Source organism: Pseudomonas sp. ML2-2023-6 (genome assembly GCF_037055265.1).
GTDB classification, from domain to species: domain Bacteria; phylum Pseudomonadota; class Gammaproteobacteria; order Pseudomonadales; family Pseudomonadaceae; genus Aquipseudomonas; species Aquipseudomonas kulmbachensis.
On record NZ_CP146347.1, the window covers coordinates 696389 to 722759 of the forward strand.

At 55.8% G+C, this 26371-nt stretch carries 24 protein-coding genes; 13 read left to right on the plus strand and 11 right to left on the minus strand.

Going from position 1 to position 26371, the window contains the following annotated elements; translation table 11 throughout:
- The first annotated feature begins 111 nt into the window (after positions 1-111).
- The 8 genes from V6L79_RS03080 (at position 112) to V6L79_RS03115 (ending at position 7637) form a co-directional block, all read left to right on the plus strand.
- On the plus strand, positions 112-828 hold the full coding sequence (locus tag V6L79_RS03080; RefSeq protein WP_338579803.1) for a TnsA endonuclease N-terminal domain-containing protein: 717 nt from the start codon (positions 112-114) through the stop codon (positions 826-828).
- A complete protein-coding gene (locus V6L79_RS03085; protein ID WP_338579804.1) occupies positions 818-2746 on the plus strand; it encodes a Mu transposase C-terminal domain-containing protein in 1929 nt (642 codons plus the stop codon). Before V6L79_RS03080 ends, V6L79_RS03085 begins: the two co-directional genes overlap by 11 nt.
- Complete coding sequence (locus tag V6L79_RS03090; RefSeq protein WP_338579805.1) at positions 2743-3645, plus strand: TniB family NTP-binding protein; 903 nt, start codon at positions 2743-2745, stop codon at positions 3643-3645. The genes V6L79_RS03085 and V6L79_RS03090 overlap by 4 nt, the downstream gene beginning before the upstream one ends.
- Positions 3646-3655: 10 nt before the next feature.
- Positions 3656-5572, plus strand: coding sequence for a TniQ family protein (locus tag V6L79_RS03095; RefSeq protein ID WP_338580295.1), 1917 nt, complete (start codon positions 3656-3658; stop codon positions 5570-5572).
- Entirely contained in the window at positions 5569-5925 is a 357-nt protein-coding gene (locus V6L79_RS03100; RefSeq protein WP_338579806.1) for a hypothetical protein, read from the plus strand. Before V6L79_RS03095 ends, V6L79_RS03100 begins: the two co-directional genes overlap by 4 nt.
- 15 nt (positions 5926-5940) lie before the next feature.
- The gene (locus tag V6L79_RS03105; RefSeq protein ID WP_338579807.1) at positions 5941-6273 is read left to right on the plus strand and encodes a hypothetical protein; all 333 of its coding nucleotides are present in this window, start codon (positions 5941-5943) and stop codon (positions 6271-6273) included.
- Between the two features lie 96 nt (positions 6274-6369).
- Complete coding sequence (locus tag V6L79_RS03110) at positions 6370-6777, plus strand: DUF6957 family protein (RefSeq protein ID WP_153403968.1); 408 nt, start codon at positions 6370-6372, stop codon at positions 6775-6777.
- 125 nt (positions 6778-6902) lie between these two features.
- The gene (locus tag V6L79_RS03115) at positions 6903-7637 is read left to right on the plus strand and encodes a metallophosphoesterase family protein (RefSeq protein WP_338579808.1); all 735 of its coding nucleotides are present in this window, start codon (positions 6903-6905) and stop codon (positions 7635-7637) included.
- A gap of 367 nt (positions 7638-8004) precedes the next feature.
- Here the strand turns inward: V6L79_RS03115 and V6L79_RS03120 are convergent, their stop codons facing one another.
- Genes V6L79_RS03120 through V6L79_RS03130 form a run of 3 tightly spaced genes read right to left on the minus strand, consistent with a single transcriptional unit; the run spans position 8005 to position 11452 of the window.
- Complete coding sequence (locus V6L79_RS03120; RefSeq protein WP_338579809.1) at positions 8005-8979, minus strand: plasmid partitioning protein RepB C-terminal domain-containing protein; 975 nt, start codon at positions 8977-8979, stop codon at positions 8005-8007.
- The gene (locus V6L79_RS03125) at positions 8979-9884 is read right to left on the minus strand and encodes a plasmid partitioning protein RepB C-terminal domain-containing protein (protein ID WP_153403977.1); all 906 of its coding nucleotides are present in this window, start codon (positions 9882-9884) and stop codon (positions 8979-8981) included. The genes V6L79_RS03120 and V6L79_RS03125 overlap by 1 nt, the downstream gene beginning before the upstream one ends.
- A complete protein-coding gene (locus V6L79_RS03130) occupies positions 9881-11452 on the minus strand; it encodes a recombinase family protein (RefSeq protein ID WP_338579810.1) in 1572 nt (523 codons plus the stop codon). Before V6L79_RS03130 ends, V6L79_RS03125 begins: the two co-directional genes overlap by 4 nt.
- A gap of 722 nt (positions 11453-12174) precedes the next feature.
- On the opposite strand from V6L79_RS03130, the gene V6L79_RS03135 reads away from it, so the two are divergent.
- On the plus strand, positions 12175-13053 hold the full coding sequence (locus V6L79_RS03135) for a LysR family transcriptional regulator (RefSeq protein ID WP_261740334.1): 879 nt from the start codon (positions 12175-12177) through the stop codon (positions 13051-13053).
- Positions 13054-13077: 24 nt separating this feature from the next.
- Here V6L79_RS03135 and V6L79_RS03140 read toward each other — a convergent pair whose 3' ends face one another.
- Positions 13078-13698 carry a LysE family translocator gene (locus V6L79_RS03140; protein ID WP_261740335.1) on the minus strand — a complete coding sequence of 207 codons (621 nt, stop codon included), beginning with the start codon at positions 13696-13698 and terminating at the stop codon, positions 13078-13080.
- A 205-nt stretch (positions 13699-13903) separates the two neighbouring features.
- On the minus strand, positions 13904-14791 hold the full coding sequence (locus V6L79_RS03145) for a LysR family transcriptional regulator (protein WP_261740336.1): 888 nt from the start codon (positions 14789-14791) through the stop codon (positions 13904-13906).
- 131 nt (positions 14792-14922) lie between these two features.
- Between V6L79_RS03145 and V6L79_RS03150 the strand changes: the two genes are divergently transcribed.
- Together V6L79_RS03150 and V6L79_RS03155 are read left to right on the plus strand one after the other, a co-directional pair.
- Entirely contained in the window at positions 14923-16584 is a 1662-nt protein-coding gene (locus V6L79_RS03150) for a GMC family oxidoreductase N-terminal domain-containing protein (protein ID WP_338579811.1), read from the plus strand.
- Positions 16585-16674: 90 nt separating this feature from the next.
- Complete coding sequence (locus V6L79_RS03155; RefSeq protein WP_261740338.1) at positions 16675-18297, plus strand: MFS transporter; 1623 nt, start codon at positions 16675-16677, stop codon at positions 18295-18297.
- Positions 18298-18485: 188 nt separating this feature from the next.
- Here the strand turns inward: V6L79_RS03155 and V6L79_RS03160 are convergent, their stop codons facing one another.
- The 4 genes from V6L79_RS03160 to glyQ all read right to left on the minus strand — a co-directional run bounded on the left by V6L79_RS03160 (position 18486) and on the right by glyQ (position 22880).
- Entirely contained in the window at positions 18486-19256 is a 771-nt protein-coding gene (locus V6L79_RS03160) for a 1-acyl-sn-glycerol-3-phosphate acyltransferase (RefSeq protein WP_261740339.1), read from the minus strand.
- Positions 19257-19332: 76 nt separating this feature from the next.
- On the minus strand, positions 19333-19866 hold the full coding sequence (gmhB, locus tag V6L79_RS03165) for a D-glycero-beta-D-manno-heptose 1,7-bisphosphate 7-phosphatase (RefSeq protein ID WP_338579812.1): 534 nt from the start codon (positions 19864-19866) through the stop codon (positions 19333-19335).
- Between the two features lie 9 nt (positions 19867-19875).
- Positions 19876-21930: a glycine--tRNA ligase subunit beta gene (gene glyS / locus V6L79_RS03170; protein WP_261740341.1), complete on the minus strand. Its 2055-nt coding sequence runs from the start codon at positions 21928-21930 to the stop codon at positions 19876-19878.
- The gene (glyQ, locus tag V6L79_RS03175) at positions 21927-22880 is read right to left on the minus strand and encodes a glycine--tRNA ligase subunit alpha (RefSeq protein ID WP_029611650.1); all 954 of its coding nucleotides are present in this window, start codon (positions 22878-22880) and stop codon (positions 21927-21929) included. The genes glyS and glyQ overlap by 4 nt, the downstream gene beginning before the upstream one ends.
- Positions 22881-22961: 81 nt before the next feature.
- Here glyQ and V6L79_RS03180 point away from each other — a divergent pair, with 81 nt between their 5' ends.
- Together V6L79_RS03180 and V6L79_RS03185 are read left to right on the plus strand one after the other, a co-directional pair.
- Complete coding sequence (locus V6L79_RS03180; protein WP_261740342.1) at positions 22962-23519, plus strand: DNA-3-methyladenine glycosylase I; 558 nt, start codon at positions 22962-22964, stop codon at positions 23517-23519.
- Positions 23520-23659: 140 nt separating this feature from the next.
- Positions 23660-24547, plus strand: a complete 888-nt coding sequence (locus tag V6L79_RS03185; protein WP_261740343.1) for a lysophospholipid acyltransferase — start codon at positions 23660-23662, stop codon at positions 24545-24547.
- Positions 24548-24665: 118 nt separating this feature from the next.
- Here the strand turns inward: V6L79_RS03185 and V6L79_RS03190 are convergent, their stop codons facing one another.
- The gene (locus V6L79_RS03190) at positions 24666-24980 is read right to left on the minus strand and encodes a hypothetical protein (protein WP_338579813.1); all 315 of its coding nucleotides are present in this window, start codon (positions 24978-24980) and stop codon (positions 24666-24668) included.
- Between the two features lie 10 nt (positions 24981-24990).
- Positions 24991-26367: a Trk system potassium transporter TrkA gene (gene trkA, locus V6L79_RS03195; RefSeq protein ID WP_261740345.1), complete on the minus strand. Its 1377-nt coding sequence runs from the start codon at positions 26365-26367 to the stop codon at positions 24991-24993.
- Positions 26368-26371 lie beyond the last annotated feature (4 nt).

Sequence of the window (26371 nt, forward strand, 5' to 3'; positions counted from 1 at the left end):
CCCCACCAATACAAGGGTGTGCCTACCCTTTTGGGTACACCTCACCAAATATTGACAGTCTACCGAGTCGGGGTTATACCTGACAGCTCAAGTATTTGGTGAAGTGTACCAATGAAATTTGATTCCCAAAGCCCTGCCGTCAGCCGTGACGTCGCCAAGCGCTCCAATCGGGCGCGAAGGGCGCATATCATGTGCTCGCCGAAGAATGGGTTTGTCGAAGTTCGACTGGAGTCGCGACTGGAGCAATCGGTCGCGCATGCATTAGAGCTAGACCCCCGGGTGCGAGCCTATCGCGCCCAACCGTTTACGCTTGATTTATCAACGGGCGAACGGCTGGCGGAGAAGCACCCGATAAAGCGATCGGGAGCGGTGTATTACACCCCGGATTTTGCCGTGGATCTGGACGATCTACAGATCGTGGTCGAAGTTAAACCCAGCGCATTCGTGCAGGAGCACAAGGCGCTATTGGAGAACGTACGCGAGGCTTTGCGCCAGCAAGGTTTGCGTTTCATTGTCATCACGGAGGCCGATTTTACTGGCCACTACCTGAGAAACGCTCAGCTCCTCATGCAGTACCTGGCGCAAGCTGCCCCTTCCCTCCCCAGTTGGGCCGCTGCCTTGCAAGCGCGCGATCCTCATGTGCTGACGGGGCCTGTCACCCAAGTACTAACCGGCGATGTGCCGCTGAACTATCAGTTGGCCGCAGGAGTGTTGCTTGGGCTAATAAAGTTCGACTTGGTACGTCATCTATTTGAGCACATGGATTTCGACATCGTTCCGGCGTTCGGCAGTTTGAGCGCATTCGAGGTCATTCGTTATGAACAGTAATCTGCAAGTGAGTCAAGCCGTGGTTTGGCAGGAGACGTGTTACGTCATCAAGGCGATCAAGCCGACATTGGGCGATATCGTCCTCGAGGCCAAGGGTGGAGTCGAGCGTGCTGTCGATATACGGGCCTTTTACAATCTCATTGCCTCGGGCGAGATTGAGCTGTCGCAACGGCAAATTGAAGCCACGCAGCGCTCCTGGACGACCAGCGAACAACGCGAGGCTGACTTTCGTCAGCAGCTGCTCGAGTTTCAGCGTTCGCTGGAAAAGCAAGGTCTCGACCCGTCGATATGCGATGCACAGATTGATAGATACTGTCAGCGGCACGGTCATAAACGCCCGTCAAACAAGACCATTCAGCGTTATCGCAAAGACTTAAAGCGCTTAGGCTTTGAAGGTCTCATTCCCAATTTCAGTCGTCGAGGGGGGACGGGCTGGGCCAAAAAAACCGCAGCGAAGGCGGTCGCCGAAAAGGTGTTGATTCAGACCTTTATGAAGGACGACAAAGTCAATTTGTCTTCCGTCGCATTGATGGTCAACGAGGAACTGAAGACGCACAATCAGGCCACCGGAGCCGATGAGAAAGTCGATCGCAAAACCATCGCGCGTATGCTCCAACAGCTGCCCAGCTCGCTCGTTAAACAGGGGCGACTCGACCCGCGTACCTACAACTTGTGGAACCGGCAAGCCGTCCGTCGGTACGACGTCAAACTGCCTTTTGAACGGGTGGAGATTGATGCCAAGACGATTGATGTGTACTGCTGTGACGAGTACGGGCATCGCTACACCGAGCTGACCTTGTACGCCATGGTCTGCGCGCGCACCTCCTACCCCGTAGGTGTATTCGTCAGTGGCGGCAAGCCCAGCGAATACACCCTGCTCAAAGTGTTTGAGTTTTTTTTAATGCCGAAAGACCAGGCCTTCAACGCGCGGTTTGGTATCAAAACAGATTGGGTGCAGCCCTGTGGGATTGCCTTGGTAGTGCTCGACAACGCGTCAGAGAATTTCTCGGATCTGGCACTGGCTATCGTGCGCCGACTCGGTATTCAGATCGAATATGCCCGGATCGCACGTGGCGACGATAAACCGCATGTGGAATCCTTCTTCAAAGCGGCGGATGAAGGCTTGTTCAGCAAGATGCCGGGAGCGAAAAAAAGCCAGGACAAGCGCATTAAAAACCGCCATGCCAAGGCGGCTGCCGAAGCCTGTTACTCCATCGAAGAGATCTATCGCCATGTGGTGACCTTTGTCGCGGATGTGTACATCCATCAATCGAATCAAAAGCTAGGGTTCCGGCATGGAAAGCCGATGACGATTAAAAGCGCTATGGATGAAGCACTCTCCAACTTCCTGCCCGTACCGCCGCCTTCACTCGACCAACTCAAAAAATTGTTGTTAGAGGTCAACCGGAGCACTCGCAAGCTCCAGCATTACGGCGTCGATTTTGAAGGGTTTCAGTTCCACAGTCAGGCGCTGGCGGTGTTGGCGCGCGAGCGGATCATCAACAGCGTCGACTTTTTGTTTAACCCGGAGAACTGCACGGCAATCTACGCGCTGCACCCTGACGATGGGAGTCTGATCCGGCTTGCGAACAAGACGGTGGGCATACCGGAAGTATCTTTTGAGGTCGCCAAAACGCTCAAAAAAGCGTACTCGGGCCCTGCGGACACGATGTCGGGTCATGACTATCAGCGTGTCCATGCTCAAATGCTTGCGCAGTTCACTGCTGACAGCCAGCGCCGCCCTAAAATCAAGGCCAACAACCAAGCATTGCGTGCGCGAGAGAAATTGGCGCAGAAGGCAGACATCGCTGCGCAGTTTGAAAAGCACACGCCTACGCAGAGCGGCGTATTGCGGCCGGCGCCGGCGGTCGAAACGGACGATGATTTTTCCCCAGCACTGCGTAGGGGGTTGAAATGAGTCGGATTGCCGATCAGTTGGTTTGCCACGATCGCTTCAACACTGTGCAGGCGCAAATTGAAGCAGTGCTCGCCCGTGCTCAGGCGAAAGACCCGCAAATTCTGCCGATTGTCGGGCCTACTCGAGTCGGTAAGTCGAAGTTACTAGCGAGCCTTATCGCAACGCATTCGGTGACAGGCAGCTGCCGGGAGATCATCAGCGTCGTCAGTCCCAAGCACCTGACCGGGCGAGCTTTACCGGACGCTTGCCTGATGAGCATCGGCATGAGCCCTGGGCTGTTCAAAAATCATGTCGAAGCCACCGCTGCGTTCATCAAAGCCGTCAACCGGCGGGAAACTCGGATGATCATCTTTGATGAGACCCAGCACATGCTGGAGCGCGGTAGCAGTACCACTGTTCGGGCTGCGGCCGACTTTTTGAAGGGGCTTTTCGATCTTACACAGGCCAGTTTGGTCTTGGTTGGTTTGCCGACACTGCTGGGACTGTTTCAAGCCAACGAACAACTCGCAGACCGTGCGCGACGCCCCGTCGAATACTACCCGTACCAATGGCAAGGCGAGGATTTCAAAAGCTTTCGCAGTGCGTTGGCGGGGGCGCTTGAGTACCTGACGGAAAGCGGCTGGAAGACGTTCGCTTGCAAAGACCCTGACTTTGCTCAGCGCATGTATGTCGCTTCTGCGGGTCGCTACGGGATGATCAACAAGGTCTTTATGGAAGTACAGGCAATGGTCGGCGGCGACAAAGTGGCGTTGTATGAGGCATTCGCAAGGGCGTATGAGCAAACGGTGATCGGCCGACTCGTCGACTTCAATCCATTTGACCCCGTTCGGACGATCCAGATCGAGCACATGGCCTCGGTCTACGCCAAGGTCATGCAAGAAGCCGGTGTACAGATCTAGGGAGAACATCATGTTGGCATTCATTCCTGAGACCGACTTCGCTGGCGAAAGCCTTAATGGCTATTTTTTGCGATTGGCCGAGGAGAACTTCCTCGGTTCGGTCACGACCCTGCTGCGGCCAACTGGAGTCCGATTCAAGGCTCAGTATGCGCAGCGGGAACTGCAAGTGATTGCCGACTATCACGGCCTGGAAGTGCAGCGGCTGCAGAGGCTGGCCAGTTTTCCCACCCTTCACGGATCGCTGGTGACCGGCGCCTTTATGCGTAAAGCCGCGATTGCGGTGTGCCCCGAATGCCTTGGGCAGGAAGGCTACATCCGGCAGGCTTGGCACCATGAGCTGTTTACGGCCTGTCCGACACATCAGGTACTGCTGATCGAGCAATGCCCTGAATGCGACGCGCCAGCACAACTCAATCGCGGCGCGGTGTCTCGCTGTCGCTGTGGTTACGCATTGAGTGAGACACGCGGGCGCCCAGCCGATGTGGCGAATCTATACATTTCGTCGTTGCTGCTAGCGGTGCCCAGCGACCCATGCGTGCTGAGTGGACTCAGTGATGAGCCGAGCGTGCCGGCGGACATCGACAAGTTTCTCCTGTTCCTGGCAAACTTGACGCTGCCGACACCGCAGCGCAAAAACGCCGCGATCAGCTTTCAGCGAGCACTGGAAATTAATCAAGCCTGCTTTGCGCTGGCTGAAGATCTACCAAATCGCTTTCACGCGTTTGTACAAAACAAGGTGCAGGCAGCCAATAGGCTTAAGTCCAGTCGCTTCGTCCACAACCTCGGCCCCTGGTACAAAGAGCTGAATGCTACGTTCGCGTCCACCGCTTACAGCTCGGTTCGCGCCACGGTGTGCAGCGTGATGCTGGAACAGGCTGATGCCCCCATTAACCGCAAAATGAAATACATCGCCGCCGAGTTGCTGGGGCTGAAAAAAACCTTTACTGCCAGCGAGGCGGCCCGTTTGCTCGGCTCCTCCCCGGATCGAATCGTTTCCTTAGTGAAGACCGGAAAACTGTCGGGGGAAATCATGAGTGGCGCCGCCGTGGAATTCTGCGTGGTTGACCGGTCGGCGGTGGAAGCGCAGCAGCAGGCCGCCAAGGGTTTTGTCGCCGGCAAAGAGCTGCTCAGTATGCTCAACATCACCCGCCGCGTGCGTGAGCGCTTGCTCGCGTCGGGCGTGCTGAATCGGGTGACTGACAGCGACAAGCCGCTATTTGCCAAAGGTGATTATCGCGTGAAGGACATCCAGCGCCTGGTCGATACCTTGGCCGAAGGTTGTCGCCACGCTGCGTTTGATTCTACCTTGGGACTCGAGGATATCAGCGGCAAACGTTTTTCCAGCCAGCAGACCCATGAACTGTACCGGTTGATATTCAGCGGTCAGATCAAGCCCGTGGTGAGGGATACCAGTATCCAGGGTTTGGCCGCGTTCAGGTTTGATCATGACGAACTGTTCGGCTACCTTCGGCAAGAGCCGACTCTGCCTGACCTGAGCATTACCGATCTGACCAAGATCACGCGCTGGAAACACGAGACCATCAAGGCTTGGATCGACCAAGGCTTGCTACCGGCGCGCACAGAACTCGACGAGGGCAAGCGCCGGGTGTTTATTTCCGTGGCGAACCTGGTGGCGTTTCTCTCGCGTTATGTGGTGGCAGCCGATGCCGCCGAGCGCTTGGGGAGTAAGTCGATCTGGTTGACCAAGCCGCTCAAAATCAAAGGCGTGTTGGCGCAAGGGGCGCACGCCACCAGTGAGGGCAGCCAACGCGGCCTGCTGTTATCTGCCGACGAATTGATCAATATCGCCTCTGGTAGGGCGTCTGACTGGGCTCGCCAGCCCGCCTCGGCGTGTGCTGATTCGCGAATGCCCTTGGTGGATGGACGGTGCAAGCCCGCGCTGTCGCTCTTGGAGACACCGCCATGACCGACACTTGTGCGAGTGCGGAACGGCGATTACAGGAAGCGCTAGCTTCCCGATTCGCGGCGCCCGTCACGGCCTACCTGACCGACGTGTTGATTAGCAGCTGTTGTGCTGTGGGGGTTATTCATCACGATGCGCGACCCACTCAGCGGGGAGCGTTTCCGGATGGCCATCGCGTTCGTACCTCTGACATCCATAGCGTCTCTCGCGAAGGACATTTTTGGGTCATCCAAACAGCCAGCCAGAGCCTTTATGTCGTCGTCACCTTTCATACCGATGGCGGAAAAAGATCGTTTATCGATTTTTTGAAGATTCTGTCCAACGGTTTCTACGCCACTCCGGGCCGACTGCAATAACCGGGAGGTAGGCGGATGACAGCGTCGTTCGAGTTAGCGCAGGCACTTGGTAATCGTGGGCTGTGGTTATCCATGACGGCCTTCCTGGTCGAGGTGCGGATCGAGTGTGATTGTGCCTGCGGGCGTGTGTATGCCGATGTGTTGGAACGGGTGGCCGACGGTACTGCGTTGTGTACCGCCGAGATCGATAGTCTGGTGATGCGCCAGGGCTATTGGACATTCAAGACTATTGAGGCTGAGTGGTATGTGATCGTCAGCTTCGATGGCCCAGCGGGGCGGCGCTCTTTCTATGAGTTCGCCCGGTTGATGGTCGGTGGCCTTTTTCGCACCCCGACTGCGCTGCAATAACTGAGCACAGACCACTGCCTAGGCCGGTGCCCAGCGATGGTGCCCCGTGGCCGATATCAGGCCCAGGCAGTTGATCATTCAACGGAGGTAAGCGAGATGAGCGAATCAAATCCATTAGCGCAGATGGCCAACTTTCTGTATGGCGCCGGCACGCCGATGGCGGGCCTAGGCCTCAGCCCGGAGGAGGCGAGCCGTGAAGCGCAGCGTCGCTACCCGAACAAACCCCACTGTTTGGTCAGGCAGTGGATGTTAGTGGATCTGCTCATGGCGGATCCGGCGCAGTGGGCTGCTGAGCATCCGGGCATGGCGCCGCGCCTCGTGTTTGCGCATAACATTGTGTTCGACAGCGCTGGACGCTTTGCGCCGGGCTATTGGGTGAGAAGTACCTTTGAGGTCTCGTATACAGCACAAGGTTTTTTCGAGACCGGCAATACTGTGTATGTACTTCTGGGCGAGGGCTGCAGCAAAGCCGAAACACTGGAGGTGGTCTTCAGCCTGTATTGAGGCGCCGTCACGGCTTCGCACGTTTTTCAGGCTCTACCGCCACCGATCCGCTTGACCCACCGGGGCGGCAACACCTCGGCCCAAAGCAGTTGGGCCAATGTGCTCACTCATCACGAGGTCGTACCATGCGTATCTACGTGCTTTCCGATTTGCATCTGGAATTCACCCCCTTCGTGCCGCCCAGCGTGGACGCGGACGTGGTGATCTTGGCCGGTGATATCGATGTGGGTACCCGAGGCTTGGCCTGGGCGCAGCGTACTTTCGCCTGTCCCATCCTGTATATCGCAGGTAATCATGAATACTACGGCGGACACCTCAGCCGCACTCTCGACAAATTGCGGGCGTTGCAAACCCCGCGCGTTCAAGTACTCGAGCGCGATGAAGTGATCATCGACGGCGTGCGTTTTCTTGGGACAACCGCTTGGACGGACTACGCCGTGACGGGCAATGCCGCGCGCGCCCAATGGCTGGCGCAGGCGCAGATGACGGATTTTCGCCGCATTCGTACCGCCGGTTACCGCCGGGTGCGCCCGGCCGACTTTATGGAACTGAACCATCAGGCACTGACCTGGTTGCGGCAGCGCTTGGCGATGGCGTATGCCGGCCCCACGGTGGTCATCACACACCATGCCCCGTCACTGCGTTCCCTACAAAACAGCCCGTATGCCGGTACCGATCTCGACGCGGCGTATGCCAACGCGTGGGAACGGATGATGGGCTCCACCATTAATCTGTGGGTGCACGGGCATGTGCACGAGGCAGAGGATTACGTCCTCGCGGGGACGCGGGTGGTGTGCAACCCGCGCGGTTATCCCGGGGAAGCCACCCGCTTTGATCCGGGGTTGCTCATCACGGTATGAGCCGGTCGGGGTGGGTCGGTGGCCATCAGGGGATTCGAACCACGCTGCGCATAACCTGCCCTACGGTAAACTCGGTTTGATTCATAGGGCCAAAGCGGACTGGCTCGATCCGCTGACCTTGCAGGCGGATGAACTGCTTGATCACCCTATGGACATAACCAGTCGCTATGGCTGGTAAGTACCGCTAGGCCACTCGGGATGACAAGAACGGGATCAGCGCCAAAGTGGATACCGGGCGATGGGTTACCGACTCGAAGGTACTTTCAGCTCAATGGAGTGGTGAGCGATGAATTCATCGAGCGGATCGTGTGTGTGGCAATGGCCATCTGACAGGACTGCTCAAATCTGAGTGTTCGGCTCAAGCGATCTATTTTGTATGTTCGGCAGCGGGATCCGGTAGAACAGTTTCTAATTCGTCACTTCCCCAAGGTAGTTCAGTCAGCTCGGCGATGGATTGGAATTCTTTCAGGTATTCAGGTTGGTGCTTGGCCAGCCACCGGACAACTGCAGCGTTGGCGAGAAGCTCGGTTAGATAGCCTTTGATGACCGTGAGATGAAGTACATCTGGCCCGTAATCCTCCTCGACTGTTTTGATCTGCATTTGCAAGGCGGCAAGCTCACGCTCTAGGCGAGCGATTGATTCCGCTGAAATTTGCTGATCTGGAAGGGACTTTCTTGGTACTGCCAGCTGGTCTGATGGCGTGGCAGCCAAAAGGGCTTTAGCGAGTAGGACTGAGAAATTTTTGTTTCCAATCATCAACTCAGCCGCTTCAATTTGTCTCAGTGGTTTCATCTGCCTTAGAAGATTGAATACGTTTGCCGGGCAGTCGGTGTCACCCAGAAGCATAATGGCTTCTGCACAAATGCCATTAAGCAGACGAAACTTCTGCTTGATTGTCTGTGGTGATAATCCAAGGGCTTTACCAAGTCGATCCGCCGAGACCCCGCGCTCCATAGCGCGCACAATCATTTTGTTGCTTTGTACGGCAGAAAGTTTGTTAGTACGTTTGTTGTACGAATACGTGTCATCGTCGGTGGCCACGAGACAATCAACGTCCATCTCGCCCAAATCCTTTAGCGCCTCAATACGCAGATGGCCATCAAGTAAAAAATAATGCCCATTGCGGCCAGGAACAGGCGTTACAGCCGGAGGCTCGACCAATCCCACATCCTGGATCGAAGCTAGAATTTGTTGGTACTTAATACTTTCTTTTACTGCTGGGCGTGAGATTTTAAGAGGCAGAATATTGGCCAATTGAACTCGAACGCACTCATCCAAAAAAGCATTTTTTGGAACGTGAGTCGGCTTGGGGTTTGTAGGCTCGTGTGTTTGGTCAGGCATCACAACCCCCTTCCATTCCAAAGTCGGGCCTGTATCAGCTTCGGCAATGTGTTCAGATGCTCTGTATAGAGCAGCTTTTCGAAATCACTGACGGATAAGAGATCTTTGATAGCCTGAATGGCGAAAACTACCCGGTCATGGGTAAACGCTGCCTTTTTCACCATCAGGCGTTGTCGTTCGGCCTCCCGTTCGAACAGGCGTCTCAGGTCTGCGGGAGTTATTCTTTTCTTTTTATTCTGGCTACCGCCTAGCGAGCTCCCCCGAACAAGCTTGTCCCTCTTGGCTCGCAGCTCGAGAAGGTGCCGTAGCTTCGTGATTTTCTTTCCTCTTATCCCGCGTTCGTAGGCGTCAGTAAGTACATTTTGAATGTCGCTTTCAGTGCTACGGGCTATATCTGTCGCCATGCTCAGAGGAATCAATCCAGTTTCAACCGCCGACAGGAGCTTTTCTTCTCCCCGTTCGAGAAGCCCAACAATCATGTTGACCCATGATGATGTGGTGCCGATTATTTTTGCGATGTCCGCATCTGACTTGCCCCGTTCCTTCAAACGTCCAACTTCGTTCATCAGATCTATCGGGCGGTGATGCCTTCGAGCTACGTTCTCCACCAAGCTCATCACGAGGCAGTCTTCTTCCACAGCATCAATCACAAATGCTGGAATCTCTTTGGCTTCCAGAGCGAGGAACGCTTCGAGGCGACCTTGCCCGCACACGAGGTCATAATTAAGTGGCCCTTGGGGCGAGGCTTTTCGGCTTAGGGTAATGGGGCGCTTGAGGCCCACCGTTTTGATATTCTCGATGAGCTCGCGGTGAACCTTCTTGTTTCTCGTACGAGGGTTAAGGATGTGAATTTGCGAGATGGGAATGAGTGCAACATGGTCACGTACAGTTGATGGGACGGTCATTGGCAAGCCTCTTTCAGGGAGCAACGCGCAGCAAGCCCATCCAGTACATCCAGCGTTGCGAAACGGTAACTGTCTATTAAGGGGCTATTTTCTTCGGCCATTCTTTTTGGCCATGCCCCCATGTCTATACTGGGAACCAGGTAATAGTCCCGCACTTGAAGGTTTGCTTGTTCCATGCGCACAGCAATAGTGATGTCAGGGTTCAGGCTGTTGTCGAATCTGAGTTTCCAGCGAAGCGTTCCAGCCGGTGTGGGTTGGCAACGGGCAATGACCACGGATGCCGTCCATTGATTGTTAACAGTTAGCAGGTCATTCTGATCGCTGAGCTCGACTCTCGCTCCGACGTATTTCAAGTGGTTTAAGACATCTTCAAGAACCTGCGGATGCAGCTGTCTTAGAGATCGATTGATCTCCAAATATCGATAGTCTCTGTCTGGTGTGTAACCGATAAGGGTATAGGCACGTAAAAGCCCGCCAAAGCGATTTATATAGATAGTGCTGGAGGGCATGTTGTCTTGCTCGTCGATGAGCATTCCAGACAATGAACCCGCCCGTTGCAATAGGGTGCGAAGCAGTTCTAGCAGTTGTGCGTCATCCAGGCGGTGCGAGCGCTGCAAGATGATTTCGCGTACGCCGGCAAACACTTCCAGTGAGACAACTCCCTGGAATGCACCATCACAGCGAACCCACTTGTCGGGTGGGTTGCGACTGATGCGTTTGCGTAGCTTGGAGGATGTTTTGTTGTAGACGTTGTTACCAATATATTTCTCGTTGGTCAGTACCTGGTGGACGCTGCCCCGGCTCCAAGGGCGATCAAAGTCGGTGATCAAACCTTCAGCGTTCAGCGCATGGGCAATCTCTCGTTCGTTCATCCCGTTGTGGATGAATTGGTGGTAGATGCGTTGAACCACTTCGATTTCCGCTTCGGGCCCAGGAATTAGGATGACCCTGTCGGTCTGGAGGCTCTTTTGCTGGCCCCGCGATAGTTCTGCCTTGAACTCGCTTTTCTCATCGATCAATGCTCGTCGTAACCCATAGCCTGCTGGCCCACCTTGGTGAAAACCTTTTTCAACGAGACGGCACTGACCAGCGAAGACTTTTTGGGACAATTCACGGCTGTACTCGCCAGCCATGGATCGTTTGATGCCTTTATATATAGTTGCTAGTGGTGAGCCGTCGTTTTCGAAGGGTTCTGCGCAGTACACCACCCTGATGCCGCTGCTGGTGCAAAGGTATTCGTAGTGAGCACTCTCATCTGTGTTCTGAAAACGTCCCCAACGGCTGACGTCATAGACCAAAATGACCTGGAATTGAGTCCTTCCGGCCTGCACATCGTCAAGCAGTGTGCGTAACGCATCCCGACCGCCAATATCTAGGCCGCTTTTCCCTTCATCACGATAAGTGGTAACGATTTCCATGCCATGGCTCATGGCGTATGCATGAATGGCCGCCGACTGGTTTTCGGTGGAGTAGCGTTGATGATCCGTGGACATGCGAACGTATTCCGCCGCCAGCACAAGACTGTCGGAGGTTTTTTCTGAAGTTATCCGCGTGTTTGGAGAGGGCAAGCAGGCCTCCTTCGGGTCACGGAAATCTTGACCCATTCGGTTTAGCCTAGGGACGATTTGTGACGTAACGGTGACGAAGTATGACCATCAGTCAGGTGGTGGCTGTGGATATTTACAGAGCGCCGAATGGCGACGCTCATCAACTTAACTTAGATGTCAGTGCGTGCAGTTGTTGAACGTGGATGATCAATACGGCAGACATTGAGGGTTGAGCGCTGACATACCTGCATTGCTAGCGTGCAATCCTACTTGAATAGGCAAAACTTTTGGTTTAAATTGATTTCATGTTTTGACAATCTGTCAATTTTATACCGGCTTAAATAGTTGTAAGGTTTACATTGGCCGAAGTTAGGTTTTAGATACTTAACTTTTCCCGAAATGGAAATTAACTTTGTCCAACCCTGTTGTATACCGCTGATATTCCAAGGTGTCAAAGTCGGTTAACTTTGCTCACCTACAGATGTGTTGCAGGTTGACTGGATAGGTGGGCATTTTTTGCCCACTACTCCAAGGCAACCTGGCAAGCCACTGAAAAAGCCCGCTTAATAATAGGCGGGCTTTTTTTCGTTCAAAAAATGGTCAAACTCTAGGGTGAGCATCGAGTTACGTACCATCCCTGTGCCCTCTGCGGGTTTGCTCCATGCAAAAACTTTAACGTGCCCTCTCATTATTTCGAGTAGAAATAGAGGTATCGATTTTCCATTTTTGAGTACTTCGTCAACGTGAACTGGGATGATCTGAAAGTTTTTATCTTCGTTGCCAAGTCGAATAACGTGACCGAGGCGGGCAACTCGCTCAACGTTTCGGCATCGACGGTGTCGCGCAAGATCGCCGCACTTGAGGATTCGCTCAGTACCGTGTTGTTCTTGAAAAACACCAACGGCTATTTCCTGACGGAAGCTGGCAGGGCGCTGCTTCCACTGGCGTTAGAGACGCAGGAGCGCTTCAAGCTCATTGAGCGACAGATGTCGCAGCCAAGCAATCGGATGGCTGGGCAGGTGCGTATCGATTGCCCGGAGCTAATGGGCACGCACCTGATCATTCCTGGACTGGCGGATTTCCGTGATCAATACCCTGAGATCAGTTTCGACTTCATCAACTCGGCGGTGTCTTCAAAACTCACGCAAAGCCATAGCGACATCATTATTCGATTACGCAGACCCGAAAACGGCAACTTCACCATGCGCCGGGTCGGGACACTGATGCAGGGCCTTTTTTGTTCTGAAGGTTATGCCGCTGCCAATACACTCCCAGCGAAGCCTGACGACTTGAAGCATCATTACTTGATTGGTTGGACTGAGGAAATGGCTTATATGCCGCTCGCGCAATGGCTGAATGAGGTGAGCCGCGACCAGAAACTCTGGATGCGCGTGCCCAACCTCAATGCTCAGCTCAAGGCGGTAGAAGCTGATCTTGGTATCGCCGCGCTACCGACCTATGTTGCACAGCAGTCAGGCTTGCGTCAGGTCCTGGCCGATAGCCCCCTGCACAGTTCCGATATCTGGCTTCTGCGCAATCAGGCTACGCAAGGCGTAGGCCGAGTCGATCAAGTGGTGGATTATTTGACAGCGCTATTGCACAGCAAAACGGTAGAGATGTAATAGCAACCTTTGCAGGGAGACTCCTTACAGCGAGCCGGTACGCAGGAAAATCCAGACCGCTACCGCGATCAGCATCAGTCCAAACATCGCGTTCTGGAACACCAGCAGTTTGGGCCGCGCCTGGATCAGTTTCTGCACCGTCGACCCCATCGATACCCAGATGACGTGCGAAAAGAAATTCAGCGTAATCAGCGCAGCGCTCAATATCAGCACGACGCTGCTGCTGGTCTCGCCAGAGGGCGTGAAGGTGGAAAACATCACCAGCAACATCACTATTCCTTGCACATTGCCCAACTGCACAACGATCCCGTCTCGAAACTGCAAGTGTATGGTTTTGTCGCTGGGCGCTTTCAGCGGGCGGCACAACAGTCGCACCCCAAGCCACAAGATGTAGAAGCTGCCGAGCACTTGCAGTACCCAGACCAACCTCGGGTTGTTCATCAGTGTGTGATAGAGCCCTAGCCCGACCAGCACCGCGAGCAAGAAATAAGTGATGTCCAGGCCGACGATAAACCGGACCGAACGACGTACACCGCTTTGTGCGCCGGAGGTCGCAACCATCAAGTTGCCAGGACCAGCACTCAGGGTCAGCGGTGCCATGGTTGACAGCCAAAGCAGCCAGTTGATGCTTAATATTTCTTGCACGTTCTTATCCTCAATCACGGCATGGACTGCACGCCATCAAGTCTAATTCGCGGTCGCTTATAACGTTATAGCGAAGAGCGCAAAGCGATATTCCATAAATGTGGGAGGTGAGACAGCGCTTTTCTGGCCTTTCAAACCACCACTGATGTAGCGCAGTCAAAAAAGGCCAACGCTAAAGTTGGCCTTTTTTTTGTAAAAAATTCGCCTACGGCGCCAGCAAAACCCCCTGCTCTTCCTTGCACAATTCCAGCAAAAAATCCCACACCACTCTAAGCCTTACGGACTTGTGCAGTTCACGGCGGGTGCTGATCCAGTAGCTGCGTTGCACTGACTCTTCGGGCAATACGCGTACTAGTTCCAGGTCGTTGCAGGCCATGTAGTTGGGCAATACGGCGATGCCCAAACCTGCGCGAGCCGCTTGGTGCTGGGCGATGACGCTGGTGCTGCGAAAGGTCACGGTGGGGGTGCGGCAGAAATTGTTCAGAAACAGCAGTTCCTGACTGAACAGCAAGTCGTCGACGTAGCCGATCCAGTAGTGATTGGCCAGGTCATCACGGTTGTTCAGCGGCGGTGCCTTGTCGAGGTAAAGGCGACTGGCATACAGGGCCAGGCGGTAGTCGGTAAGTTTTCGAGTTATCAACAGGTCAGCGTTGGGACGCTCCAGATGAATGCTGATTTCAGCCTCGCGGTTGAGGATGCTGACAAAGCGCGGTACGGCCACCAGTTCCACTTCCAGCCCTGGGTAGCGTTCAAACAACCCGCGTAATCGCGAAGTGATGAACATGATGCCGATTCCCTCAGTGACCCCAAGACGGACCTTCCCCATGGGTGCGATGGCCTGGGTGATTTCCTCTTGCGCCAGCAATGCGACGTTTTCCATGGCCTCGGCATGCTTGAGTAGCGCTTGCCCGGCGGGCGTCAGTTCGTAGCCTTGGGCATGCTGTACGAACAGCGCCGCTCCAAGGTGCTGTTCGATGCTTTCAATGTGCCTGGCGACGGTGCTGTGTGTGGTGTTCAGGCGTTTGGCGGCCGTGAGCAGGCGACCACTGCGCTGCAGCTCCAGAAAGTAACGCAGGTCATTCCAGTCGAACATGTCAGCCCCCAAGCGCCATTGATAAACCGGCTGTGCAAAAACGCACAAGCCATGGGTGAAATCACGCGTTTCAAACTCGAAATTAATCAATAGGATGGTGCAGGACAAGAACAATAAAGGCGAGGTGATCAATGCCATCAGCCAGTAAGGTGTACGACTACATCATTGTGGGCGCAGGACCTGCGGGTTCCGTGTTGGCAAATCGGCTGTCTGCCGATCCACGGCACAGCGTGTTGCTGCTCGAAGCGGGTGGGCAAGATAACTACCCGTGGATCCATATCCCCGTGGGTTACCTGTATTGCATCGGTAACCCGCGCACCGACTGGTGCTTCAAAACCGAGGCCCAGGTCGGCCTGCAGGGCCGCAGCCTGAGCTACCCTCGGGGCAAGGTGCTGGGCGGCAGCTCGTCGATCAACGGCATGATTTATATGCGTGGCCAGGCGGGCGATTACGACCGCTGGGCCGAGCTGGGTAATACGGGCTGGTCCTGGAAAGAAGTTCTGCCCCTGTTCAAACGCAGTGAGAAACACTTTGCCGGCAACTCCGATCTGCATGGCAGTGATGGCGAGTGGCGGGTTGAGCAACAGCGTTATACCTGGCCAATTCTGGATGCATTTCGCGATGCCGCCGCACAGAGCGGGATTGCCAGCGTCAGCGACTTCAACGGTGGCGACAATCAGGGCTGTGGATACTTTCAAGTCAACCAGCGATCAGGTGTGCGCTGGAATGCTTCCAAGGCGTTTTTGCGCCCGGTGCTGAAACGCCCGAATCTGACCGTATTGACTGATGTTCAGGTGGATAAGGTGTTGCTTGAAAACGGTCGGGCGACGCAGGTTTGCTCCCGTTGGCAAGGCACTGAACATACCTTCACGGCGGGTCGCGAGATTATCTTGTGCGCGGGCTCCATCGGCTCACCGGGGATCTTGCAGCGCTCGGGTATTGGCCCCCGCCCTCTGCTCGAAAGCCTGGGGATAACTGTTCAGCACGAATTGCCGGGTGTGGGTGGCAACCTGCAGGACCATCTGCAACTGCGGCTGATTTTCAAACTGACCAAGGCACGCACCTTAAACCAGGTGGCTAACAGCCTGTGGGGCAAAGTCGGCATGGGCCTGCGTTATGCCTACGACCGTAGTGGTCCCTTGGCCATGGCGCCCAGTCAGTTGGGTGCGTTCGTAAAGTCTGATCCCGCGCAACCTTCGGCCAACTTGCAGTACCACGTCCAGCCGCTGTCCCTTGAGCGCTTTGGCGAGCCACTGCACACCTTCCCCGCCTTCACTGCCTCGGTGTGCAACTTGCGCCCGAAAAGCCGAGGCCGGGTCGATATACGTTCGGCCAACCCGGATGACGCGCCGCTGATTGATCCCAATTACTTGAGCCACCCTGACGATTTAAAGGTCGCTGCGGATGCTATTCGTCTGACCCGACGCATTGTGGCCAACGCTGCTTTGCAGGCTTTTACGCCAGAGGAATACCTCCCGGGCAAAGACCTGCAAACCGAGCAAGAGTTGTACGACGCTGCTGCCCGAATAGGTACGACGATTTTTCACCCTGTGGGTACTTGCCGCATGGGCCAGGACGCTGAGGCAGTGGTCGATGCCGAGTTACGCGTCCATGGCGTACCGGGTTTAAGGGTGGCAGATGCGTCGATCATGCCGAGCATCGTGTCAGGTAATACCTGCTCTCCGACTTTGATGATTGGCGAAAAAGCCGCGCAGTTAATTCTGCAGGCGTCGATTAACTCGCTTGAACAAGCAACAGACGTTAACCGCGCGGTAGCTACACCGGTCGCCTGAGCGCGCTCGTGGTTTCGGGCGCAGTCATCCGGAACCGACAGTGGACAACAACAATAATCACTGTGGCCCAAAGGGCTGAGGACATTGAATATGTCAGACTCAATTGCACAACAGGCGGCTCCCGCCAAGGCAACTACTGGTCGGGAAGAACGAAAGATCATTTTTGCGTCATCCCTCGGGACAGTTTTCGAGTGGTATGACTTTTTCTTGTATGGCGCTTTGGCCACCGTGCTCAGCAAGCAGTTCTTTGCCGGGGTAAACGACACCACTGCGTTTATTTTTGCCTTGATGGCCTTCGCCGCCGGGTTCTTGGTCAGACCGTTCGGTGCACTGGTGTTCGGCCGATTGGGCGACATGATCGGGCGCAAATACACATTTCTCATGACCATCATTCTGATGGGCTTATCGACTTTTGCTGTCGGCTTGCTACCGACTTACACCAGCATCGGCATCGCGGCACCGATCATGCTCGTGCTGTTGCGCATGCTTCAAGGGCTGGCGCTGGGCGGTGAGTATGGTGGCGCAGCCACCTACGTGGCAGAGCATGCGGCCCCTGGCAAACGTGGCTTTAATACCAGCTGGATTCAATCCACAGCCACCCTGGGCCTGCTGTTGTCGTTGCTGGTGGTGCTGAGCTGCCGTTACCTGACCGGTGACCAGTTTGAAGTCTGGGGCTGGCGCCTGCCGTTCCTGCTGTCCATCGTGTTGCTGGGCATCTCGACCTGGATCCGCATGAGCATGCACGAGTCGCCAGCTTTCGTGAAAATGAAGGCCGAGGGCAAGACCAGCAAATCGCCGATCCGCGAGTCATTCGGCAAGTGGGAAAACCTCAAAATCGTTCTGATTGCACTGTTCGGCATCAACGCCGGCCAGGCAGTGACCTTCTATACCGCGCAGTTTTACGTGCTGTTCTTTCTCACACAGATGCTCAAGATGGACCCGGCCCAAGCCAACTTGCTGCTGATTATCAGCGTGGTGATTGGCGCACCGTTCTTTATTTTCTTTGGCTGGCTGTCGGACCGTGTGGGTCGCAAGCCGATCCTGATGCTGGGCCTGTTGTTGGCCACGGTGCTGTACTTCCCGCTATTTAAAGCATTGAGCCATTACGCCAACCCGCAGATTGATACCGCCAGCCGCCAGTCACCGATTGTGGTGATGGCCGATCCGGCCACGTGTACCTTCCAGTTCGACCCGGTAGGCAAGGCGCGTTTTGACAGCCCGTGTGACAAGGTCAAAACCTTCCTGGTGAAACAAGGTCTGCCGTACACCTCGCAGTCAGCCGCCTTGGGTACAGAGGTCCAGGTGTCAGTCGGTGAGCAGAAAATCAACGGTTTCGACGAAGCGGCCATGCGTGCTGCGATTACCGAAGCAGGCTACCCGGCCAAGGCTGACCCGAGTTCGGTTAACCAACCGATGGTCGTGCTGATGATGGTGCTGCTGACCCTTATCGCCACCATGACCTACGGCCCGCTGGCAGCGGTAATGGTCGAACTGTTCCCGACCCGCATCCGCTACACCTCGATGTCGTTGCCATACCACATCGGTAATGGCTGGTTCGGTGGTTTCCTGCCTACCGTGTCATTTGCGCTGGTGGTCTACACCGGGGATATCTTCTATGGCCTGTGGTATCCGGTCGTGATTACCGGAGTCAGCCTGGTGGTAGGCATGATCTTTCTCAAGGAGACGAAGAACGTAAATATCGATAAGGTCTAAGGCCAGCTTCTGCTGGTCCATAGACACAAAAAAACCGGCTCGAATAAGCCGGTTTTTTATGTGCTTAGAAAAACTTATGCACGTTTTTCAGTAAAAAGTAATAAGTTGAAATAAGCATTTAAATCATCAACTTACGGCAATTTTTTGAAAGATATCAAAAACTTGTGCACAAGTTATCCACAATTTTACTAGCCCACAACCACGTCAGTTGGCGCAGCCACTGGCGGCAGTGAGCCCATGTCGCGTTGAGCCTGTTCGTTCCAGGCTTGCACCCGGTCGTTGAGCTCGGCAATTGCTCGTGGCCCTGTACCGTTGGCGTACATCGGTTCGCCAATCACCAGCTCGATCGTGCCGGGCTTTTTAGCCCAGCCGGTCTTGGGCCAGTACTTGCCAGCATTGTGGGCAATCGGCAGTACCGGCAACTCGGCGTTGACCGCCAGCGCCGTGCCACCACGGGAAAACTTGCCCACTTGGCCAAAGGGCACACGGGTGCCTTCCGGAAAGATCAGCACCCAAATATTGTCCTTGAGCAGCTCATCACCTTTTTTGGCGATGTGTTTGAGCGCCGCCTTGGGGTTATCGCGGTCGATGGCAATCGGACGCAGCATCGCCATCGCCCAGCCAAAGAACGGTACGTACAGCAATTCGCGCTTGAGTACCTGGCTCAACGGCTGAAAGTAGGCCGAGAGAAAAAACGTCTCCCAGGTACTTTGGTGGTTGGCCAGGATCACGCACGGTTGTTGTGGAACGTTTTCAGCGCCCTTCACGTTAACGTGAATGCCCAGAAACACCCGTGTCAGCCACAGTGCGCAGCGGCACCAGTACACGTTAATAAACCGGTAACGCGCACGGAACGGCAAGAAGGGGGCGACAAAAAAGCTCAGCGAGCACCACAGCAGAGAGCTGGTGCCCAGCAGCAGGTAAAAGAAGAAGGTTCTGATGGCCTGCAGGATCGACATAGCGACTTTTACCGATGCGGATAAAGCACGACTGAACAGCCCGTACACAGAGTGCCGGTGAGTGTTCAAACCTGCTCTATTTGTGGATAAGTTCTGCGGCAACTGCCGCCAGATCGTCAAATATTAGGGTATTAACCGGTATTACTTTGGCCAAAGTTTGTAGGCCTTTTCCGGTTTTTACCAAAACTGGCTGAGAATCGACGGCTTGTGCAGCCTGCAAGTCACCCAAACTGTCGCCGACAAACCAACATTTGGCCAAATCAGCGCCGTAATGCGTGGCAATCGATTGCAACATGCCCGGTTTTGGCTTGCGGCAAGCGCAGCCTTCATTGGGGCCGTGTGGGCAATAAACGATCAGCCCGACCTCGCCACCCTGCTCCGCCACCAGCGCCCGTAAACGGTCGTGCATGGCGTCCAGCGTGGCGACATCGTAATAGCCGCGGGCAATGCCGGACTGGTTAGTCGCGATGGCGACCGTCCAGCCGGCTTTGCTCAACTGCGCAATGGCCTCGATCGCGCCGGGCAGTGGAGTCCACTCCTCGACTGACTTGATGTAAGCGTCGGAGTCGTAATTGATCACTCCGTCCCGATCGAGAATCAGCAGTTTCAACGGTAACCCCTAGCTCAGCAGTGAAATATCGGCAACGCCCAGGAACAGGCCACGCAGACGCGCCAGCAATGCGTAGCGGTTAGCTCGCACGCTAGGGTCTTCAGCGTTGATCATCACCGCTTCAAAGAACGCATCCACCGGCTCGCGCAGCGAGGCCAGACGGGTCAGCGCTTCGTTGTACTGACGGGCAGCGGCCATTGGCTGTACGGCTTCGTCGGCCTTCTGGATGGCCGAGAACAGCGAGAACTCACTGGCATTGTCGAAATAGCGGGCTTCAACGTGAGTCGAAACCGTGCCTTCAACCTTGCTCAGCAAGTTCGATACACGCTTGTTCACGGCGGCCAGTGCAGCGGCTTCCGGCAATTGACGGAACGCCTGTACGGCTTGCACGCGCTGATCGAAATCCAGTGCCGAGGTTGGGTTAAGTGCACGTACCGACAGGTAAGTGGCCACATCCACGCCTTCGTCTTCGTAACGCGCACGCAGGCGGTCGAAGATGAACTCCTGTACCTGATCAGCCAAACCGGCCGACTTGATCTTGGCACCGAAAGCGCTGACAGCGAATTTCACTGCTTCAGTCAGGTCGAGGTCGAGCTTTTTGTCGATCAGAATGCGCAAGATACCCAGCGCGGCACGACGCAGTGCGTACGGGTCTTTGCTGCCTGTAGGCAACATGCCGATGCCGAAAATACCCACCAGGGTGTCGAGCTTGTCAGCGATGGCCACCGCAGCGCCGGTCAGGGTGCTCGGCAACTCGGCGCCAGCACCACGCGGCATGTACTGCTCGTTCAATGCCAGGGCGACGTCTTCAGGCTCGCCGTCGTTCAGCGCGTAGTAGTAACCGGCAATGCCTTGCATCTCCGGGAACTCGCCGACCATTTCAGTGGCCAGGTCGCACTTGGACAGCAAACCGGCACGGGCTGCACGCGGAGCATCGCCGCCAATGCGCGGGGCAATAAATGCCGCCAGTTTGGAAACGCGCTCGGCCTTGTCGTAAACGCTGCCCAGTTGAGCCTGGAACACCACGTTTTGCAGGCGCAGATTGAAGCTTTCCAGCGTCTGTTTTTTGTCTTGCTTGAAGAAGAACTCAGCATCGGTCAGACGCGGGCGAACCACTTTCTCGTTACCCGAGATGATCTGCTGCGGGTCTTTGCTCTCGATGTTGGCCACGGTAATAAAGCGCGGCAGCAACTTGCCATCAACGTCCAGCAGGCAGAAATACTTCTGGTTGTCCTGCATGGTGGTGATCAGGGCTTCTTGCGGCACATCCAGGAAGCGCTCTTCAAACGAGCACACCAGCGGCACCGGCCATTCAACCAGAGCGGTCACTTCGTCGAGCAGGCTTGGCGGCACGATTGCAGTACCTTCCTGCATCGTCGCCAGTTCGGTTACACGCTTGGAAATCAGCTCACGGCGCTCGTTGAAGTCCGCCAGCACGTGGGCTTTGCGCAGGTCTTCGAGGTAGTTGGCTGGCGCGCTGATGCGCACGCTTTCCGGGTGGTGGAAACGGTGCCCACGGGAGTCACGACCCGATTTTTGCGCGAGGATGGTGCAGTCGATCACTTCGTCGCCCAGCAGCATCACCAGCCATTGGGTCGGACGCACGAACTCGACCTTGCGTGCACCCCAGCGCATGCGCTTGGGGATCGGCAGGTCGTTGAGCGAGTCTTCAACGATGGTCGGCAGCAGGCTGGCGGTCGGCTTACCGACGATCACCTGGCTGAAGCGCAGTTTTGGACCGCTCTGATCGATTTCGCTCAGCTCAACGCCGCACTTCTTGGCAAAGCCCAGGGCTGCCTGCGTCGGGTTGCCTTCAGCATCGAACGCCGCCTGGCGTGGCGGGCCGTCGATATTGATGCTGCGATCCGGTTGCTGGGTGTCGAGCTGAGTCAGCAGCACGGCCAGACGACGCGGTGCGGCGTAGACTTTTTTCGCGCTGAAGTTCAGACCGGCGCTTTGCAGGCCTTTTTCAATCCCGGCGAGAAATGCCTCAGCCAGGGTATTGAGGGCTTTTGGCGGCAGTTCTTCAGTGCCCAGTTCAACCAGAAAATCTTGAGCACTCATTGTACTGCCTCCAACTTGGCCAACACTTCATCACGCAAATCAGGTGGAGCCATCGGGAAGCCCAGCTTGGCGCGAGCTTCGAGATACGCCTGTGCCACGGCACGGGCCAGGGTACGCACACGCAGGATGTACTGCTGACGCGCAGTCACGGAAATCGCGCGACGGGCATCCAGCAGGTTGAAGGTGTGGGACGCCTTGAGCACCATTTCGTAGCTTGGCAACGGCAGCGGCTGGTCGAGTTCGATCAGGCGCTTGGCTTCGCTTTCATAGAAATCGAACAGCTCAAACAGCTTGTCGACGTTGGCGTGTTCGAAGTTGTAAGTCGATTGCTCGACTTCGTTCTGATGGAACACGTCGCCGTAAGTCACTTTGCCGAACGGGCCGTCAGTCCATACCAGGTCGTAGACGGAGTCCACGCCCTGCAGGTACATCGCCAGACGCTCAAGGCCGTAGGTGATTTCGCCAGTTACCGGGTAGCACTCAATGCCGCCTACTTGCTGGAAGTAGGTGAATTGGGTGACTTCCATACCGTTAAGCCAGATTTCCCAGCCCAGACCCCAAGCGCCCAGTGTTGGCGATTCCCAGTTGTCTTCGACGAAACGGATGTCGTGTACCAGAGGGTCCAGGCCGATATGTTTCAGCGAACCCAGGTACAGCTCCTGGAAGTTGGGCGGGTTTGGCTTCAATACCACCTGGAACTGGTAGTAGTGCTGCAAACGGTTCGGGTTTTCGCCGTAGCGGCCGTCAGTCGGGCGACGACTGGGCTGCACATAAGCGGCGTTCCAGGTTTCCGGCCCCAGAGAGCGCAAAAACGTGGCGGTATGGAATGTGCCGGCGCCCACTTCCATATCGTAGGGCTGAAGCACCACACAACCTTGCTCGGCCCAGTATTGCTGGAGGGCGAGGATCAAGTCTTGGAAGGTACGCACTGCTGGCGTAGGCTGGCTCACAAATTCACCTGTTTCTTGGGCTGCGATTTAAAGAGCGGGAGTATACCCGATTCGGTCGCCCCTCCACCCCCTGGAGCCTATATGCCACGTTGCTTCTGGTGTTCAGAAGATCCGCTGTATGCCGCTTATCACGATCAAGAGTGGGGAGTGCCGTTGCGCGACGCGCATGGGTTGTTCGAGTTGTTATTGCTCGAAGGGTTCCAGGCGGGTTTGTCCTGGATCACGGTTTTAAAGAAACGCGAGCACTATCGCAAGGTCATGTTCGGCTTCGATGTGCAGCGTTTGGCGGCCATGACGGATGCTGAAATAGAAGCGTTGTTGCTGGATCCGGGGATCATTCGCAATCGTTTAAAAGTGGCTGGCGCACGGCGCAATGCCCAGGCCTGGCTGGCGCTGGCCAATCCTGTCGAGTTTTTATGGTCGTTTGTGGGCGGTAAGCCGAAGATCAACCATTTCACCGAACGTCATGAGTTCCCGGCGGTTACGCCCCAGGCTGAAGCCATGAGCAAAGCCCTGAAAAAAGCCGGATTTACGTTCGTCGGCCCGACCATTTGCTATGCCTTTATGCAGGCCAGCGGCATGGTCATGGACCACGCCACTTATTGCGACCGTTACGCCGAACTGGCAAACGGCGGTTAGAATACGGGCCACTTGCAAAACCTGATGTGGGAGCGGGCTTGCTCGCGATGCAGGCAACACGGTTTTTCAGAAAGACCGCAGTGATGCAATCGCGAGCAAGCCCGCTCCCACAAAGTCATTATTTGTTGTGGGAAAACCCTGTGGAAAAGTTTAAAGGTGCCTTGCTGGTCGGGGCTTTGCGGTTGTTTGCCATGCTCCCGTGGGGCGCGGTGCAACGCGTGGGGTCGGCCATCGGCTGGCTGATGTGGAAACTGCCCAATCGCTCACGCGATGTGGTGCGCATCAACCTGGCCAAATGCTTTCCTGAAATGGACCCGGGCGCCCGCGAGCAACTGGTGGGTCAAAGCCTGAAAGATATCGGCAAAAGTCTGACCGAGAGTGCTTGCGCCTGGATTTGGCCAGCCCAGCGTTCCATCGACCTGGTGCGTGAAGTCGAAGGTCTGGACGTGCTCAAGGACGCCCTGGCCTCAGGCAAGGGTGTGGTCGGCATCACCAGCCACCTGGGCAACTGGGAAGTGCTTAATCACTTCTATTGCAGCCAGTGTAAACCGATCATTTTCTATCGCCCGCCCAAGCTCAAAGCAGTGGATGAATTGCTGCAAAAGCAACGGGTCCAGCTGGGCAACCGCGTGGCGGCATCGACCAAAGAAGGCATCCTGAGTGTCATCAAGGAAGTACGCAAAGGCGGTCAGGTGGGCATTCCGGCTGATCCGGAGCCTGCAGAGTCGGCGGGTATCTTTGTGCCGTTTCTCGGCACCATGGCCCTGACCAGCAAGTTTGTCCCCAATATGCTGGCGGGTGGCAAAGCGGTGGGGGTATTCCTGCACGCGCTGCGTCTGCCGGATGGCTCTGGCTTCAAGGTGATACTGGAGGCCGCGCCAGAAGATATGTACAGCACCGACACGGCAACCTCGTGCGCAGCCATGAGCAAGGTGGTCGAGAAATATGTACGCGCTTACCCGAGCCAGTACATGTGGAGCATGAAGCGCTTCAAAAAGCGCCCGCCGGGTGAAGCGCGCTGGTACTAGTAAGGCCACAAACTTTGTAGCCGCTGGCGCAGGTTGCGATAAGGGCCGCAGGACCTTCAATATTCCGGGGTCGCTGCGCCACCCATCGCAGCCTGCGCCAGTGGCTACAAGTGAAGAGTCAAGGCTGCTGTTTATCCAGCTTCTTCAAAAATACCGTCATTTCCTTTTCGGCCTGCTTGTCGCCGTGGGCCTGCGCTGCCGCAATCCCCTGCTCCCACGCCAAGCGCGCCGCGGCACGATCACCCGCCGCCAACTGCGCCTTGCCCAGCAGCTTCCAGGCTGCGGAATACTTGGGGTCAAAGCCTACGCAACGTTGCAGATGCTCCGCCGCCTTGAGGTTATCCCCAAGGTCGAGATAACCCTTGCCCAGACCAAAGCGCAGTAATGAGTTATCCATACCCTTGGCGAGCATTTTCTCCAGTGACTCCAGCATCCCTGACTCCTTAGAAAAAACTCAAGCCCACGTGGAACAGCTTCTCTACGTCGCGAATATGCTTTTTATCCACAAGGAACAAAATCACATGGTCGCCGGCATTGATCACTGTCGAGTCGTGGGCAATCAGTACTTCTTCGTCGCGAATAATCGCGCCAATCGTGGTGCCCGGAGGAAGATGGATTTCGCCGATGCTGCGACCGATCACCTTGCTCGATTTCGAATCACCGTGGGCAATCGCTTCGATGGCCTCGGCCGCGCCCCGGCGCAATGAGTGCACGCTGACGATATCGCCCCGGCGCACGTGGGCCAGCAAGGTGCCAATGGTGGCGAGCTGCGGGCTGATGGCGATATCAATTTCGCCGCCCTGAATCAGATCCACGTAGGCCGGGTTGTTGATGATGGTCATCACCTTCTTCGCACCCAGGCGCTTGGCCAGCAACGAGGACATGATATTGGCCTCGTCATCGTTGGTCAGGGCCAAAAACACGTCGGCGTCCGCGATGTTTTCTTCAAGCATCAAGTCGCGGTCCGAAGCACTGCCTTGCAGCACCACAGTGCTGTCGAGGGTGTCGGACAAATAGCGGCAACGCGCCGGATTCATCTCGATGATCTTGACCTGGTACCGGCTCTCAATGGCCTCGGCCAAGCGTTCGCCAATCTGCCCGCCACCAGCAATCACAATGCGCTTGTAGCTTTCATCCAGACGGCGCATTTCGCTCATAACGGCGCGAATATTGGCCTTGGCGGCGATGAAAAAAACCTCATCATCCGCTTCGATGACCGTATCGCCACGGGGCGTAATCGGTCGGTCGCGTCGGAAAATCGCCGCAACCCGTGTATCCACATTCGGCATGTGTTCGCGTAGCTGGCGCAACTGCTGACCAATCAACGGGCCGCCGTAGTACGCCTTGACCGCCACCAACTGCGCTTTGCCTTCGGCAAAGTCGATCACCTGCAAGGCGCCGGGGTGTTCGATCAGGCGCTTGATGTAATTGGTCACCACCTGCTCGGGGCTGATCAATACGTCGACCGGGATTGCGTCGTTATCGAACAGCTCTTCGCCGCGTGTCAGATAAGCCGCTTCGCGTACCCGGGCGATTTTGGTCGGGGTGTGAAACAGCGTATGAGCCACCTGGCACGCGACCATGTTGGTCTCGTCGCTGTTGGTCACGGCCACCAGCATGTCGGCGTCATCCGCACCTGCCTGACGCAGCACATTGGGCAACGAGGCGCGGCCCTGCACGGTGCGAATATCGAGGCGATCACCAAGATCGCGCAGGCGCTCACCATCGGTGTCGACCACGGTGATGTCGTTAGCTTCGCTGGCCAAATGTTCTGCCAGCGTTCCGCCGACCTGGCCTGCGCCGAGGATGATGATTTTCATGCCT

What these genes read in the sequence shown, in the direction of transcription:
- V6L79_RS03125 (WP_153403977.1), bottom strand. Translation starts at nt 9,884, where the DNA reads ATGACCGTCCCATCAACTGTACGTGACCATGTTGCACTCATTCCCATC.
- V6L79_RS03090 (WP_338579805.1), top strand. Translation starts at nt 2,743, where the DNA reads ATGAGTCGGATTGCCGATCAGTTGGTTTGCCACGATCGCTTCAACACT.
- V6L79_RS03155 (WP_261740338.1), top strand. Translation starts at nt 16,675, where the DNA reads ATGTCAGACTCAATTGCACAACAGGCGGCTCCCGCCAAGGCAACTACT.
- glyS (WP_261740341.1), bottom strand. Translation starts at nt 21,930, where the DNA reads ATGAGTGCTCAAGATTTTCTGGTTGAACTGGGCACTGAAGAACTGCCG.
- V6L79_RS03105 (WP_338579807.1), top strand. Translation starts at nt 5,941, where the DNA reads ATGACAGCGTCGTTCGAGTTAGCGCAGGCACTTGGTAATCGTGGGCTG.
- V6L79_RS03115 (WP_338579808.1), top strand. Translation starts at nt 6,903, where the DNA reads ATGCGTATCTACGTGCTTTCCGATTTGCATCTGGAATTCACCCCCTTC.
- V6L79_RS03190 (WP_338579813.1), bottom strand. Translation starts at nt 24,980, where the DNA reads ATGCTGGAGTCACTGGAGAAAATGCTCGCCAAGGGTATGGATAACTCA.
- V6L79_RS03095 (WP_338580295.1), top strand. Translation starts at nt 3,656, where the DNA reads ATGTTGGCATTCATTCCTGAGACCGACTTCGCTGGCGAAAGCCTTAAT.
- V6L79_RS03120 (WP_338579809.1), bottom strand. Translation starts at nt 8,979, where the DNA reads ATGCCTGACCAAACACACGAGCCTACAAACCCCAAGCCGACTCACGTT.
- V6L79_RS03110 (WP_153403968.1), top strand. Translation starts at nt 6,370, where the DNA reads ATGAGCGAATCAAATCCATTAGCGCAGATGGCCAACTTTCTGTATGGC.
- V6L79_RS03145 (WP_261740336.1), bottom strand. Translation starts at nt 14,791, where the DNA reads ATGTTCGACTGGAATGACCTGCGTTACTTTCTGGAGCTGCAGCGCAGT.
- trkA (WP_261740345.1), bottom strand. Translation starts at nt 26,367, where the DNA reads ATGAAAATCATCATCCTCGGCGCAGGCCAGGTCGGCGGAACGCTGGCA.
- V6L79_RS03085 (WP_338579804.1), top strand. Translation starts at nt 818, where the DNA reads ATGAACAGTAATCTGCAAGTGAGTCAAGCCGTGGTTTGGCAGGAGACG.
- V6L79_RS03100 (WP_338579806.1), top strand. Translation starts at nt 5,569, where the DNA reads ATGACCGACACTTGTGCGAGTGCGGAACGGCGATTACAGGAAGCGCTA.
- V6L79_RS03150 (WP_338579811.1), top strand. Translation starts at nt 14,923, where the DNA reads ATGCCATCAGCCAGTAAGGTGTACGACTACATCATTGTGGGCGCAGGA.
- V6L79_RS03160 (WP_261740339.1), bottom strand. Translation starts at nt 19,256, where the DNA reads ATGTCGATCCTGCAGGCCATCAGAACCTTCTTCTTTTACCTGCTGCTG.
- V6L79_RS03080 (WP_338579803.1), top strand. Translation starts at nt 112, where the DNA reads ATGAAATTTGATTCCCAAAGCCCTGCCGTCAGCCGTGACGTCGCCAAG.
- V6L79_RS03180 (WP_261740342.1), top strand. Translation starts at nt 22,962, where the DNA reads ATGCCACGTTGCTTCTGGTGTTCAGAAGATCCGCTGTATGCCGCTTAT.